Origin of the sequence: Micromonospora sp. NPDC047074 (assembly GCF_040643815.1) — a bacterium.
Lineage (GTDB): Bacteria > Actinomycetota > Actinomycetes > Mycobacteriales > Micromonosporaceae > Micromonospora.
Genome location: NZ_JBEYVB010000002.1, coordinates 171,603 through 186,044 on the forward strand (window position 1 = coordinate 171,603; position 14,442 = coordinate 186,044).

The 14,442-nt window shown below is 73.8% G+C and carries 12 protein-coding genes; 8 read left to right on the forward strand and 4 right to left on the reverse strand.

Going from position 1 to position 14,442, the window contains the following annotated elements; genetic code table 11:
• Positions 1-69 precede the first annotated feature (69 nt).
• Both upp and ABZ809_RS04500 read left to right on the forward strand, forming a co-directional pair.
• Positions 70-702, forward strand: coding sequence for a uracil phosphoribosyltransferase (upp, locus tag ABZ809_RS04495; RefSeq protein ID WP_089002050.1), 633 nt, complete (start codon positions 70-72; stop codon positions 700-702).
• A 65-nt stretch (positions 703-767) separates the two neighbouring features.
• Complete coding sequence (locus ABZ809_RS04500; RefSeq protein ID WP_357560993.1) at positions 768-1,445, forward strand: GPP34 family phosphoprotein; 678 nt, start codon at positions 768-770, stop codon at positions 1,443-1,445.
• 169 nt (positions 1,446-1,614) lie between these two features.
• Here the strand turns inward: ABZ809_RS04500 and ABZ809_RS04505 are convergent, their stop codons facing one another.
• Together ABZ809_RS04505 and ABZ809_RS04510 are read right to left on the reverse strand one after the other, a co-directional pair.
• Positions 1,615-3,339, reverse strand: coding sequence for a phospho-sugar mutase (locus ABZ809_RS04505; RefSeq protein WP_357560994.1), 1,725 nt, complete (start codon positions 3,337-3,339; stop codon positions 1,615-1,617).
• A 45-nt stretch (positions 3,340-3,384) separates the two neighbouring features.
• A complete protein-coding gene (locus ABZ809_RS04510; protein WP_357560995.1) occupies positions 3,385-5,529 on the reverse strand; it encodes a serine/threonine-protein kinase in 2,145 nt (714 codons plus the stop codon).
• A gap of 207 nt (positions 5,530-5,736) precedes the next feature.
• Here ABZ809_RS04510 and ABZ809_RS04515 point away from each other — a divergent pair, with 207 nt between their 5' ends.
• Both ABZ809_RS04515 and ABZ809_RS04520 read left to right on the forward strand, forming a co-directional pair.
• On the forward strand, positions 5,737-7,320 hold the full coding sequence (locus ABZ809_RS04515) for a methylmalonyl-CoA mutase family protein (RefSeq protein ID WP_357560996.1): 1,584 nt from the start codon (positions 5,737-5,739) through the stop codon (positions 7,318-7,320).
• Between the two features lie 738 nt (positions 7,321-8,058).
• A complete protein-coding gene (locus tag ABZ809_RS04520; RefSeq protein ID WP_357560997.1) occupies positions 8,059-9,318 on the forward strand; it encodes an amidohydrolase in 1,260 nt (419 codons plus the stop codon).
• Here ABZ809_RS04520 and ABZ809_RS04525 read toward each other — a convergent pair.
• Positions 9,275-10,255 carry a DUF4349 domain-containing protein gene (locus tag ABZ809_RS04525; RefSeq protein ID WP_357560998.1) on the reverse strand — a complete coding sequence of 327 codons (981 nt, stop codon included), beginning with the start codon at positions 10,253-10,255 and terminating at the stop codon, positions 9,275-9,277. The two genes, ABZ809_RS04520 and ABZ809_RS04525, sit on opposite strands and share 44 nt — an antisense overlap.
• 117 nt (positions 10,256-10,372) lie before the next feature.
• Here ABZ809_RS04525 and ABZ809_RS04530 point away from each other — a divergent pair, with 117 nt between their 5' ends.
• The 4 genes from ABZ809_RS04530 to ABZ809_RS04545 all read left to right on the forward strand — a co-directional run bounded on the left by ABZ809_RS04530 (position 10,373) and on the right by ABZ809_RS04545 (position 13,811).
• Positions 10,373-11,002, forward strand: coding sequence for an MBL fold metallo-hydrolase (locus tag ABZ809_RS04530; protein WP_357560999.1), 630 nt, complete (start codon positions 10,373-10,375; stop codon positions 11,000-11,002).
• A 5-nt stretch (positions 11,003-11,007) separates the two neighbouring features.
• Positions 11,008-11,955 (forward strand): hypothetical protein, encoded by a 948-nt coding sequence (locus ABZ809_RS04535; protein WP_357561000.1) that lies wholly within the window; start codon positions 11,008-11,010, stop codon positions 11,953-11,955.
• A 37-nt stretch (positions 11,956-11,992) separates the two neighbouring features.
• The gene (locus tag ABZ809_RS04540) at positions 11,993-12,736 is read left to right on the forward strand and encodes a hypothetical protein (protein WP_357561001.1); all 744 of its coding nucleotides are present in this window, start codon (positions 11,993-11,995) and stop codon (positions 12,734-12,736) included.
• A 112-nt stretch (positions 12,737-12,848) separates the two neighbouring features.
• Positions 12,849-13,811, forward strand: a complete 963-nt coding sequence (locus ABZ809_RS04545; RefSeq protein ID WP_357561002.1) for a GNAT family N-acetyltransferase — start codon at positions 12,849-12,851, stop codon at positions 13,809-13,811.
• 91 nt (positions 13,812-13,902) lie between these two features.
• Here the strand turns inward: ABZ809_RS04545 and ABZ809_RS04550 are convergent, their stop codons facing one another.
• The gene (locus ABZ809_RS04550; protein ID WP_357561003.1) at positions 13,903-14,358 is read right to left on the reverse strand and encodes a gamma-glutamylcyclotransferase; all 456 of its coding nucleotides are present in this window, start codon (positions 14,356-14,358) and stop codon (positions 13,903-13,905) included.
• Positions 14,359-14,442: the final 84 nt, after the last annotated feature.

Below are 14,442 nucleotides of genomic sequence, written 5' to 3' on the forward strand. Positions count from 1 at the left end.
GGTGAGGGAGGTCGCTGGTCCGGCCGCACCCCCGATGCCGGGGCGGGCGGACCGGTAGGTTGAGCGATCGTGGACGTACACGTCATCGACCATCCGCTCGCCCAGTCGCGGCTGACCGCCATGCGGGACGCGCGCACCGACTCCTCCTCGTTCCGGGCGGCCCTGCACGAACTCACCACCATGCTGGTGTACGAGGCCGCGCGGTCGTTCCCCGTCGAGAAGTACCCGGTGCAGACCCCCGTCACCGGCACCGAGGGCACCCGGCTGGCCAACCCGCCGCTGCTCGTGCCGGTGCTGCGGGCCGGCCTGGGCATGGCCGACGCCGCGCTGGGCCTGCTGCCGGAGTCCTCGATGGGCTTCGTCGGGCTGGCCCGCGACGAGGAGACGTACGAGCCGCGCGCCTACATGGAGTCGCTGCCGCGCGACCTGAGCGGCCTGCCGGTGCTGGTGCTCGACCCGATGCTCGCCACCGGCGGCTCGCTGGAGCACTGCTGCCGGCTGCTGGCCGACCGGGGCTGCACCGACATCACCGTGCTCTGCGTGCTCGCCGCGCCCGTCGGCATCGAGCGGCTGGAGCGCTCCGGCCTGCCGCTGCGCCTCGTCACCGCCTCGATCGACGAGGGTCTCAACGACCGGATGTTCATCGTGCCGGGGCTCGGTGACGCCGGCGACCGCCAGTTCGGCGGCATGCCCCGCTTCTGACGTCCGCCGCGCGGCTGCGCGCTAGTCCGTGCGTGGGACGCGCGCAGCCGCTACCGTTCCGGGCCATGACTGGTGTTGCTCTCGCCGAAGAGCTGCTTCTCCTCGCGTACGACGACGAGACCGGCAAGGCGACCATGCCGCGGATCAGCCTCGACCTGGGAATGGCCGCCGCGGTGTTGATCGAACTGGCCCTGGCCGGGCGGATCGTGTACTCCGAGGGGTCCCTGGCGGTGGTCGACCCGACCCCCACCGGCGAGCCGCTCGTCGACGGGGTCCTCGCCCGCATCGCCGCCGACACCCCGCACAGCCCCTCGTCCTGGGTGCAGCGGCTGCGGCACGGCCTGCGCGACAAGATCCTCGAAACCCTGTGCGCCCAGGGTGTGGTGCGGGACGTCGAGGAGACCGAGCTGGGCTTCATCCACGTGCACCGCTACCCGATGGTGGATCCCGCCGTCGAGGCGGACACCCGGCGCCGGCTCGCCGAGGCGCTGGCCGACGGGCAACTGCCCGACGAGCGGACGGCCGCCCTGGCCACCCTGGTCGCGGTGCTGCGGATGGAGCCGGCGCTCGGCCTGACTGGCGACGCGGCCCGGGAGGCCCGGCAGCGGCTGGAGGAGATCGCCGGCGGCGCCGGCTTCTCCGGCAGCGTCAGCCTGGACGACTCCGTCGTCCGCCCCTCGGTCGGCCTCGTCGTCGCCGCCCTGGGCCGCGCAGTGGACGCCGCCCTGGGCCCCCGCCGCTAACCCACCCCCACCCTCCCGCCCCTCCCTCGCTGGCATCCCCCTCTCCCTCGCCGATCTTGCACTTTTGGCCCCGGCAAAGCGCGCAAACTGCGCATCTGGAGGGCCGAAAGTGCAAGATCGCGGGGCGTGGCGGGGGCACGGAGGGCGGGGCGGGGCGGGGGTGGGCCGGTCAGAGGTTGAGGGCGGTGGCTATTTCGGTGCGGAGGGTGGCGATCGCCTTCGTGGCGCGGGCGCGGGCCGCGGCGACGTCGCCGTCCGGCACCGGCTCCACCACCTCCAGGTACGCCTTGAGCTTCGGCTCGGTGCCCGAGGGACGGATCACCACGCGGGCGGCACCGGTGCGCAGGATCACCACGTCCGCCTCGGGGAACAGGTCCTGTGCCTCGGTGACCGGCTGCCCGAGCAGCGCGGTGGGGGTCTCCGCCCGGATCCGGGCCATGGCGTCGGCGATCAGCCGCAGGTCGTCGACCCGCACCGAGAGCTGGTCCGTGTGGTGCACCCCGAACTCGGCGGCCAGCTCGTCCAACCGGTCGGTGAGGGTACGCCCCTGCGTCCGGAGCCCGGCGGCCAACTCGGCCACGGTCAGCGCGGCGGTGATGCCGTCCTTGTCGCGTACGTGCTCCGGGGCGACGCAGTAGCCGAGCGCCTCCTCGTAGCCGAAGACCAGCGGCTCGGACCCGTCGCCGGCCCGGACGATCCACTTGAACCCGGTCAGCGTCTCGCCGTAGGGCAGGCCCCGGGCGGCGCACATCGCCCGCAGCAGGGACGACGACACGATCGTGGTGGCGTAGAGGCCGGTCACGCCGCGCCGCATGAGGTGGTCGGCCAGCAGCACGCCCACCTCGTCGCCGCGCAGCATCCGCCAGCCGGGCGGGTTCCCGTCGGCCGCCGACGCACCGGCCACCGCATCGCGCGCGCTCGCCGCCGGCCCGGTGTCCCGGACGGCCACCGCGCAGCGGTCCGCGTCCGGGTCGTTGGCGATGGCGATGTCCGCGCCGGTCGCCTCCGCGAGCGCTACCAGCCGGTCCACCGCCCCCGGCTCCTCGGGGTTGGGGAAGGAGACGGTCGGGAACGCCGGATCGGGCTCGGCCTGCTCGGGCACCACCCCGGGTACGGGGAAACCCGCCCGGGCGAACGCCGCGGTGAGCACCGCCGCACCCACCCCGTGCAGCGGCGTGTACGCCACGGCCAGGTCACGCGGACCGTCCGGGTCGATCACGGCGGTGGCCCGCTCCACGTAGGAGGCCGCCAGGTCGTCGCCGAGCACCTGCCCGGCCGGGCCGAGCGGCACCTCGACCAGCGGCCCGACCGACCGGATCGCGGCCTCGATGCCCGCGTCGGCCGGCGGCACGATCTGGGCGCCCGCGCCGAGCGCCCCGCCCAGTTCCGCGCCGAGATAGACCTTGTAGCCGTTGTCCTGGGGCGGGTTGTGGCTGGCGGTCACCATCACCCCGGCGACCGCCCCGAGGTGCCGGACCGCGTAGGCGAGCACGGGGGTGGGCAGCGGGCGGGGCAGCAGCAGCGCCGGGCGTCCCGCCCCGGTGGCGACCTGGGCCGTCCGCTCGGCGAACTGGCGGGAGCCGTGCCGGGCGTCGTACCCGATCACCAGCGGGCCGGAGCCGCCCTGGGCGGCGAGCCAACCGACCAGCCCGGCGGCGGCCTGGGTGACCACCGCGAGGTTCATCCCGTTGGGGCCGGCGCGCAGCGGGCCGCGCAGCCCGGCGGTGCCGAAGGTCAGCGGGCCGGCGAACCGGTCGGCCAGCTCCGGGGCGCTCGCGGGCAGCCGGTCGAGGACCGCCCGCAACTCGTCCCGGCTGGCCGGGTCGGGGTCGTCGTCGAGCCAGCGTCGGGCTTGCTCGTGAATGTCGTCGATGTCAGTGGTTTCCGCCGGCATGCCTCTTGATAGCACGCCGGCGATCACCACCGCGCTCCCCGGCGCTCAGCCCGCGTCGGTGAGCTGGAACGACTTCACCATCTCGTCGAAGATCGGCTTGCTCTCGGCGAACTTCGTGTCCGTCGAGGTGAGGTAGAACGAGTAGACCTTGCCCTCGTGGACCACGCCGCGCCAGACGCCGTGCCGCTTGGCCTCGCCCTCGCCGCAGGTGTACTCGAACTCGGCCGCCGCCTTGCCGACCCACTCCACCTCGTTCATGGCGATCTGGGCATAGGGCTTGACGCAGGACTTGGAGCGGGTCTTCAGGCCGTCCTCGGCGACCTGCGCCCAGCGGATCGAGGTGGTGCGGAAGTCCTCCACCAGGATCCGGACCTTGCGGCCGTCGTCTGCCGGGTCGATGTAGTCCACCCAGTTGCCGGCGCTGTTGAGCTCCCAGCCCTGCGGCACCATGACCCGTACGCCCTTGCCTGTGTGCTCCTTCATCTCCGGCACGCCCCCGGGAGCCGCCGAGCTGGGGGCGGCCTGCGGGACGGTCGGCGCCGGGTCGTCGCCGCCGCTGAACAGGACGACCGCCCCGATCAACAGCACCACGGCCAGGCCGCCGGCGGCGGCGAGCTGCACCTTGCGGGGCCAGCCCTTGACCGTGCCGACGACGGCGCCCACCCGTCCGCCGACGCCGCCACCGGAGGCGGCGGGGGCGGTGGCCGGGGTGGCCCAGGGCTGCCCGGTGCCCGGCACCGACCACTGGCCGCCGCCGTACGTCCCGCCGAGGTGCTGGGTCGCCTCCGGCGGCGGTGCGCCGAAGACGGGCGTCCCGGGGCTGACCCGCTGGGTGGCGTCCGGCGGCGGTGCGCCGAAGACGGTTCCGCCCGCGACGATCCGCGGGTTCGCCTCCGTCGGGCTGCTGAACCCGACCAGACCGGCGGCGTTGGTCCGCAACTGCTGGGTGGCCTCGGACGTGCCGGAGGACATCCGCTGGGTCGTCTCCGCACCGCCGTAGGTGCGGGCCGCCAGCTTGGGCGGGGCCGGCATCGCGCCGGTGGGGGTGTGCAGCGGGCCGGCCAGCGCGTCGGCGTTGGTGTCGTCCATGGCGGCGGCACCGGCGGGCTGGGCTGCCTGCGCGGGGCGCTCACCCCGGCGCAGCGCGGCCAGCCGGTCGGTGAGCGACTCGCCGGGGTTCAGCATCGCCCGCCCGCCGATCTGACCACTCGCCTTCGGCTGCTCCGGCTCGGCGGCCGGCAGGGCCGCGACGGGCCGTTGCACCGGGACCACCGAGTAGGGGTCGGTCATCGAGTTCACCGCGGCGGCGGTGCTGGTCAGCGGGCCGGCGAGCAGTTCGCGCAGCATCGCCCGGGCGGTGTGCACGTCGAAGCGGCGGGCCGGGTCCTTCTCCAGCAGCCCCATCAGCACCTGGGTCAGCGGCCCGCTGCGCTGGGGCGGGGCGGGCGGGTCCTCGACCACGGCGTGCATGGTCTCGATCGGGTCACCCTTGTCGAACGGGGGCCGCCCCTCCACCGCCGTGTAGAGCGTGACGCCCAGCGAGAAGAGGTCGCTCGGCGGGCCGAACTCCTGGCCCATCGCCCGCTCTGGCGAGATGAAGTGCGGCGAGCCGAGCACCATCCCCGGGGTGGTGAGCTGCACGTCGGTGGGCATCCGGGCCACCCCGAAGTCGGTCAGCACGCAGCGGCCGTCGGCGCAGATGAGCACGTTCGCCGGCTTGACGTCGCGGTGCAGCACGCCGATCGCGTGTGCCACCTCCAGCGCGCCGAGCAGGGCGATGCCGATCTTGGCGACCACCCGCTGCGCGACCGGCCCGTCCTCGATCACCATGTCGGCGAGGCTGCGGGCGTCGAGCATCTCCATCACGATCCAGGGCCGGCCGCCCTCGGTGACCACGTCGTAGACCTGGACGACGGCCGGGTGCTGGATCGCCGCCGCCGCGCGGGCCTCCCGCAGGGTGCGTTCGTACATGGCGTCGCGGTCGCTGGGCGCGAGGCCGGGGGGCAGGACGACCTCCTTGACGGCCACATCCCGCCGCAGGAGCGTGTCTGTGGCACGCCAGACCGTGCCCATGCCGCCGTTGCCCACCGCGGAACGCAGCGAGTAACGGTCACCGATTGTCGTGCCGGGGGTCGCGCGTGCGTTGGGGGGACTGACTGGTCCGCCGCTCCACGTCGGGATCTGAGTCACAGAAAAGCCACCGGGGGAAATCGAGGGGGGCTGGGACACAACCCCCCTATCTTGCTGGTTCCGACGCCCGATGCGAAACCCGACGCGGCGGACGTTTTGCCGAACTGGACGGTGCGTAGTCGGGCGCTCACCTGTCGTCGATGCCCGTCAGCCCGGTGTGCGCTATCCCTCACCCACCGACGCCGTCGCGCGTCCTACCATCCGCTAATGAGCGAACGGCGGTCAAGCGAGTCCGGCTTCTCGATCAAGGGCGTCTACACGGCGGCGGACCTTCCGGAGGATCTGGACTCCCGGCTCGGCGGCCCGGGGGAGTTCCCCTACACGCGCGGGGTCTACCCCACGATGTACACCTCCCGTCCCTGGACGATGCGCCAGTACGCCGGCTTCGGCACCGCCACCGAGTCCAACGCGCGTTACCACCAGTTGTTGCGGGCCGGGACGATGGGCCTCTCCGTGGCCTTCGACCTGCCGACCCAGATGGGCTACGACTCCGACGACCCGATCGCGGGCGGCGAGGTGGGCAAGGTCGGCGTGGCCATCGACTCGATCGAGGACATGCGGCTGCTCTTCGACGGCATCCCGCTGGACAAGGTCTCCACCTCGATGACCATCAACGCGCCCGGCTCGGTGCTGCTCCTGCTCTACCAACTCGTGGCCGAGGAGAACGGCGTCCCCGGCTCGGCCCTGAACGGCACGATCCAGAACGACATCCTCAAGGAGTACATCGCCCGGGGGACGTACATCTTCCCGCCGAAGCCCTCGCTGCGGCTGGTGGCCGACACCTTCGCCTACTGCCGCAAGGAGGTGCCGAAGTGGAACACCATCTCCATCTCCGGCTACCACATGGCCGAGGCCGGCGCGTCGCCCGCGCAGGAGATCGCGTTCACGCTGGCCAACGGCGTGGAGTACGTCCGGGCCGCGCTGGCGGCCGGGCTGGCCGTGGACGACTTCGCGCCCCGGCTGTCGTTCTTCTTCGTCGCCCGCACCACGCTGCTGGAGGAGGTGGCCAAGTTCCGGGCCGCCCGGCGGATCTGGGCCCGGCTGATGCGTGACGAGTTCGGTGCGAAGAACCCGAAGTCGATGATGCTGCGGTTCCACACCCAGACCGCGGGCGTGCAGCTCACCGCCCAGCAGCCCGAGGTCAACCTGGTCCGGGTGGCGGTGCAGGGCCTCGGCGCGGTGCTGGGCGGCACCCAGTCGCTGCACACCAACAGCTTCGACGAGGCGATCGCGCTGCCCACCGAGAAGGCGGCCCGGCTGGCGCTGCGCACCCAGCAGGTGCTGGCGTACGAGACGGACCTGACCGGCACCGTCGACCCGTTCGCCGGCTCCTACGTGGTGGAGGCGATGACCACCGAGATCGAGGCGGCGGTGGAGGCCCTGATGACCCGGGTCTTCGACCACGGCTCGGCGGTCGACGCCATCGAGGCGGGCTTCCAGAAGCGGGAGATCGAGCAGTCCGCGTACCGGATCGCGCAGGAGATCGACTCCGGCGAGCGGGTGGTGGTGGGTCTCAACCGGTTCACGATCGACGAGGAGGAGCCGTACGAGCCGCTGCGGGTCGACCCGGCGATCGAGGCCGCGCAGGGCGAGCGGCTGGCGCGGTTGCGTGCCGGCCGCGACGCGGGCGTGGTCGAGCGGGCGCTGGCCGAGTTGCGCGCCGCCGCCGAGGGCACGGAGAACGTGCTCTACCCGATGAAGGAGGCGCTGCGGGCCCGCGCCACCGTCGGCGAGGTCTGCGGCACCCTGCGCCAGGTGTGGGGGCTGCACCGTCCGACCGACCGGTTCTGATCACGCCGACCGAAGGCTCCGGTCACGCCGGCCCGACGGCCGTCCGGTCCCCGCTGTGCCGGGGCGGGCGGCCGTCTCTCTGTCGCGCGGGCACCCGCCGGTCCGGCGGTGCCACCCGGTGCTGTAACGGGCCGGACCACGTGCGGGTAATGCCCGGCCCACGGGGCGTTTTCGCTGGTCGCAGGCATCCTGTCGGGGAGCTACAGTCGGAGTAGCTTCCGTCGCCGATCGGCGGCGCGACGCGCTGAGCGACCCCGACGACGCTGCCGGAGGGCTCGGCGGGTGTGGCGGAGCGCCGCGACCCACCGGTCGCGGCGTGTGCCGCACAGGTTCGGGGGTAACGGACCCTGTGCACCGGACGCACAGGGTGTGCGGTCGCTCCGGGCCGGACCGTGTGACCGTCTCCGGGGTCCTGCTCGGCGGGCGGTCGGGTAATTGTCGGAGCGCCGGTTCACCGGACCGACTAATGCGACAATTCGGAACGACGACCCCTGGGATCGGCGTCGATTTTCGGGACCGTCGAGGCGGTTACGCGTTGTAGGAGGTGTGGGGCAGATGACGGCTTTCGACCGCGATCTACCTGCTGTCCCGCAGATCTTCGAGCGCTCCGAGCAGGGCATTCGTGACGCTGCGCGGTCTGACAGCTACCGGAACGAGGTTGCGCAGCGTCACCGTCGGCGGTCTAGGCTGTCGGCTGTTCCTGATGATCCATCCATCTCTAGCGAACGAGAATTCGACGTGACGAGTGCGTTGACGCGACCCATCGGCGACCAGCTGGCGCCGTCCTGGCCGGAGCCGCCCTCCGGCTCCCAGGCCCTGCCGTTCGAGCTGGACCACCTGCTCGCCCTCCGGGTACCGGGGCTGATCGCCACCCGTCGCCACCTCCACTCGCATCCGGAGCTCTCCGGCGAGGAGTTCGAGACGGCCGCCCTGATCGCCCGGGAACTCTCCCTGGCCGGGCTGCGCCCGCGAATGCTGCCGAAGGGCAACGGGGTCATCTGCGACATCGACGGCCGCCCGGACGGTCCCGTCATCGCGCTGCGCGCCGACATCGACGCCCTGCCGCTGACGGACTCGAAGGACGTGCCGTACCGCTCCACCGTCGACGGCGTCTGCCACGCCTGCGGCCACGACGTGCACACCACCGTCATGCTCGGCGTCGGCATGCTGCTGGCCCAGCTCGCCGACCTCGGCGAGCTGCCCGGCCGGGTCCGGCTCATCTTCCAGCCCGCCGAGGAGATCCTCCCCTGCGGCTCGCTGGAGGTCATCGAGGCCGGTGGCCTGGACGACGTGGTGCAGATCTTCGCGCTGCACTGCGACCCCAACCTGCCGGTCGGGCAGATCGGCCTGCGGGTCGGCCCGATCACCGCCGCTGCCGACAACGTCACCGTCCGGCTCACCGGCCCCGGCGGGCACACCGCGCGCCCGCACCTGACCGTCGACCTGGTCGACGCGCTGGGCCGCCTGATCACCGAGGTGCCGGCTCTGGTCAGCCGCCGGGTGCCGGCCAACAGCGGGCTGCTGCTGGTGTTCGGCCACGCCTCGGCCGGCACCCGTTACAACGTCATCCCCTCCGAGGCGAGCGCCTCCGGCACCCTGCGGGTGATGGACCGCGACACCTGGGAGCTGGCTCCCAAGATCGTGGGGCAGGTGGTCCGCGACGTCGTCGCGCCGACCGGGGCGACTGTCGACCTGGAATACCTGCGGGGCCGCCCGCCGGTGTGCAACGACTCCCGCGCCATCCAGGTCCTGACCGGTGCCACCGCCGCCACGCTCGGGCCGGAGGGCATCGCCGAGACCCCGCAGAGCATGGGCGGCGAGGACTTCTCCTGGTACCTGGAGTACGTCCCCGGCGCGCTCGCCCGGCTCGGTGTCGGCCGTTCCGGCCCGAACGTGGACCTGCACCGGGCCTCGTTCGACGTGGACGAACGGGCCATCCCGGTCGGCGTACGGCTCATGGTCCAGACCGCGCTGCGGGCACTGGCGGCGGCGCGGTAGGCAGCGGCGCCGCCGGCCCGGGCGGCATCGCCGGCGGCGGACCCGTGCGCCGCCGCCGGCGCAGCACCACCAGCAGCACCGTCAGCGGCACGCCGAACGCCAGCAACCACGGCAGCACCGCGCCGAGCACCGTCAGCAGGACGGTCATCGAGGTCAGGAACACCTTCCAGCCGCCCTTGAGCCCCACCATGAAGCCGACCTCGGTCTCCTCGTCGGCGGTGCTCGCGTCCGGCCCGACCAGCGACACGGTGATCGTCGACAGGCTGGTCAGGTCCGCCAGCCGTTCCTTCTTGGCCTCCAGCGAGGCGAGGTCGGCCTCCCGGCGGGACAGCTCGTTCTCCAGCGACACCAGGTCGCTGATCGAGGTGGCCCGGGCCAGCAGCCGGCGGGCGCTCTCCACCCGGGCGCGCTGGGTGGTGATCCGCGCGTCCAGGTCGACGATCTGCTCGGTGACGTCCTCGGTGCGGATCTCCCGCCGCTGCTGCCGGCCCAGCTTCGCCAGCTCGTCGACGACGCCGTGGAACTTGTCCGCGGGCACCCGCAGTTTCAGCTCGGCCCGCGCGTCCGCGTCGGCGCTGCGTCGCTGGTCGCCGCCGACGAAGCCGCCGGCCGCCGTGACGGTGGCGATCGCGCTCCGGGCCGCGTCGTCGACATCCTCCACCTGCACGCGCATGGTGCCGGTGTAGATGATGGACCGCTGGTCGACCCGCAGGTCGGGTGCGCCGGCACCGCCGCCCTCGGAGTCGCCGCCGCCCCGTTCGGTGTTGCCGCCGGCCTGGTCCGCCGCGCCGGCCCGGTCCTGGTCCGCCGGAGCGGCCGCCGGCGCGGTGGAGGAGTCCTCCTTCGCGCTGCTGCCGCAGCCCGCCAGCGCGACCAGCGCGACGAGGGCGGCAGCCGCCAGCCGTACGCCCCGGCGCCGTCGTTGCCGTTCGTCCATTGCCGCCTCCATCGTCCTCGCCCCCGTGCGGGGCGATACCTCAGACGTGGCGCGCGCCCACGTCGGTTCCGGCAGACTGCGCTCAGGACGTCACGATTCGATAATCTTGGAGTCACGATGCAACTCACCAAGTACGCCCACTCCTGCCTCCGGGTGGAGCACGACGGGGGAGTGCTGGTCATCGACCCGGGCGGGTTCAGCGAGGCGGCGGCGCTCGACGGGGCGGACGCGGTGCTGATCACCCACGAGCATTTCGACCACCTGGACGTCGAGGCGGTCACCCGGCAGCTCGACCGGCGGCCCTTCGTCATCCACGGCCCGGCGTCGCTGGCCAGCGCCCTGGGCGACGTCGCCGAGGCGCTCGAGCCGGTCCAGCCCGGACAGTCGTTCACGGCCGCCGGTGTGCCGGTACGCGCCTACGGCGGCCGGCACGCCGTGATCCACCCCGACATCCCGGTGGTGGACAACCTGGCGTACCTGCTGAACGACGTGGTCTACCACCCCGGCGACTCCCTCGTCGTCCCCGAGGACACCCAGGTCGACACGCTCTTCCTGCCGATCCACGCCCCGTGGACGAAGTTCTCCGAATCGCTGGACTTCCTCCGGGCGGTCGCCCCGCGCCGGGCGTACGCGCTGCACGACGGGTTGCTCAACGACAACGGTCTGAGCGTGCTGAACAACAACTTCACCCGGCTGTCCGAAGTGGACTACCGCCGGCTCGAGCCGGGCACGCGAGTCGACGCCTGACGGCGATGCCCGGCCCGCCCCCCGAGCTGGTACACCGGCTCTACACGACCCCGCCGGACCGCTTCGTCGCGATCCGCGACGAGGCCGCCGCCGAGGCCCGCCGCTCCGGCGACCCGAAGGCCGCCCGGGAGATCGCCCGGCTGCGCCGGCCCACCGTGGCCGCCTGGCTGGTGAACCTCCTCGCCATCCGCCGCCCCGAACTGGTCGCCGACCTGGCCCAGCTCGCCGAGGCGCTGCGCGACGCCCAGCGCGGCCTGCGCGGGCCCCGGCTGCGGGAACTCTCCGCCCAACGGCGGGCCGCGGTCGGCGCGCTCGTCGCCGAGGTGCGCAAGCTGGCGGCCGGGGCCGAGGGCGCCCCGTCGGCCGGGAAGCTGCCGCTGGCCGAGGTGGAGGCCACCCTCAACGCCGCGCTCGCCGACGCCGACGTCGCCGAACAGGTCCGCTCCGGCCGGCTGCTGCGGGCCGCCACCTACGCCGGCTTCGGCGAGGTGCCCCGACCACAGTTGCGCCTGGTGACCGGTGGCGAGGAGCCCGAACCGTCGCCCCGGCCCGAGCCGGCCGGGCGGCGGGCCGGAGCCGACCGGGCCACCCTCCGCGCCGAGCAGGCGGAACGAGCCGCCCGGGCGGAGCGGGCGCGTCAACGGCGGGCGCTGGAGAAGGAGCTGACGAAGGCGCGTACCGACCAGGAGCAGGCCGAGGCGGAGCTGGCGGACGCGACGGCGACCGAGCGCGACGGCGCCGCCGCGCTGGACGAGATCGAGGCGGAACTGGCCGAGTTGGAGCGGCGCCGGGCGGTCGCCGAGCAGGACCTCAGCCGGGCGCGGCTGGCCCGGCGCGGCGCGGAACGGACGGTGACGGCCGCCCGCCGGCGGGCGGGCGAGGTCGAGGCGGCGGTGGAGGCGTTCGACGCCGAAGAGGGGGATGCCGAGCCGGACGGCGGCGCGGCAGACTGACCCCTGTGGACGGACGGGTCGACCGGGGAGCGGGCGGATGACGCCGGAGCAGATCGCCGCGGCCAGCAAACCGGTCGTGCTGGACCTGGGCGACATGTTCACCCGCTGCCTGACCACCATCCGGCGGGCGCGGCTGCTCGGCATCCCCGGCTGGGCGTTCTACGTCACCGGCCGGGCCGGTGCACTGGGCGACGTCCGCGCCGAGACGGTCGCCGCGGCCCTCGGCTTCCTCGCCCCGGACGCGGTCGCCGACGGCTGGGACGCGGCCCGGCGGGTCGTCCCGCCGGTCGAGGTCGCCGCCGCCACCCTCGACGAGTGCTGCCGGTGGGGCGACGAGCAGCTCGACGGCCTTCCCGGGACCGGCCGGCTCACGACCCTGCTCGGCCACGCGGTCGACGCCGCCGATGCCAGCGGAATGCCGCTCTTCGCCGCCCTGCGCGCCATGCCGGTGCCGGCCCGGACGGCCGGCGCGCGGGCGGCCGTCGGCCTGCGCCTGCTCCGGGAGCACTTCACCGGGGCACACCTGATCGCGGTCCGGGCCAGCGGGATGAGCCCGCTGGAGGCGGTGCTCGCCGGGCCGGAGGGCGAGGCGGGCGCCGCCGCCTGCGGCTGGTCGCCGCCGTACCCGCCGGTCGGGCCGCTGGTCCGGCGGCGGCTCTGGGCCGAGGCGGTGACCGACCGGCTGGCCTCGCCGGCGTTCGCGGCGCTCGGCCCGGCGGACGGTGCCGAGCTGGTGGAACTGCTCACCGCGACCAGGGCCCACCTGACCGCCCCGGACTGAGCCGCCGCGTCGGAGCCTGCCCCGGTCGTCGTCCCGACGGCACCGGCGCCCACGGCCGGGTGGCCCGGAAAATTCGGCGGCGGCCCGGCGGCCCGCCTGTCAGGATCGCCCCGTGACTCTCCCCGCCGGCTGGCACGCCCGCCGACCCACCCTGGACGACGTGCCGGCGATCCTGGCGGTCGTGCACGCCGCCGACGTCTTCGCCATCGGCTACCCGGACTTCGACGCCGACGACGTGCGGGACGCGCTGACCGCGCCGAACGTCGATCCGGACCGGGACTCCTGGGTGGTGACCGATCCGGACGGCGCCCTGGTGGCCTGGGCGATCCTGCAGAACGAGACCGGGATCGGGCGGGAGTTCGTCGACGTGCTCGTCGACCCGGACCGGGGCGCGGCGCTGCGGGCGCCGCTGCTGGCCCGGCAACTGGACCGGGTGGCCGGGCGCGCCGCCGAGCGCGGTCTGCCGGCGCTGACCGTGCGGTGTTCCGCATGCGCCCCGGAGCGCCGGTGGGCAGCCGAGCTGACCGACACGGGCTTCGGCTTCGTCAAGCGGTACCAGCTCATGCGCCGGTCGCTGGCGGGCGTGCCCGCCGAGCCACCGCCACCGCCGCCCGGGGTGGCGGTCCGTCCGCTGCGCCCCGGCGACGAGTCGGAGCTGCGCGACTTCCACCGGATCTACGACACGGCCTTCCGCGACACCCCCGACTACGAGCCGTCGGGCTACGACCGGTGGCGGGCCCTCATCAGGCCCGGCACGGCCTGGGACGAGTGGTTCGTCGCCGAGGTGGACGGCCAGCCCGCCGGCGTACTCCGGTCGTCCGACCAGGCGCTCGACCGCAACGAGGGATGGGTCAGGAACCTCGCCGTGCTCCCCGGCCACCGGCGTCGAGGGGTGGGCGCGGCGTTGCTGAGCCACGCGTTCGCCCGGTACGCGGAGAAGGGCCGGGAGTCCGCCGGCCTCGGCGTCGACCTCGCCAACCCGACCGCCCCGCTCTCGCTCTACCGCTCGGTGGGGCTGCGTGAGGTGCGCTGGGTCGACATGTACGAGCTGGTCGTGCCGGCCCGCGGTGTGTGATTGACGACGCCGTCCGGGGCCGATGGACGGCCCCGACCGGCGCCGGAGCAGACTGGGGGTCGTGGGATACGCGCGGGACCGACGAAGGGCGCTAGGCCGACGCGGTGCCGGTGGGGCGGGACCGCAGCTCGGTGACGTAGTCGTCCGGGGCGCCCGCCTTCTCGGCGGCGTTCGCGATCTCCGAGAGATACCACGCCGTGGGCAGCCCGCCCTCGTAACCGTCGAAGACGTAGATCCACGCGGTCACGTCCCCGTCGAGGGTGGAGACGCGCACGTGCAGCTTGCGGTAGGTGCCGGCGGTCACTCCCTCCAACTCGTCGAGCTGGGCGGCGTCGTAGGGGTGGATGTCGTATATCGCCACGAAGACCCGGTCGCCGGGGGACTCGACGACGGTGCTGACCGCACCCTCCCAGCCGATCACCTCCTCGCCCGCGAAGGTGAGCCGCCAGCCTTCCAACCAGCCGGTGCCGATCATCGGCGAATGCGGGCAGTAGGCGCGCATGCGGGCGGGGTCGAGGTTTGAGCCGTAGGCGGCGTGATGACGCACGGCGATGACGATAGCCCGCCCGCAGGGTGGGGGAGAATACGACAGAGCGTGTCGGACGCGTTCGGGAGAAGAAAGTCACTGTGA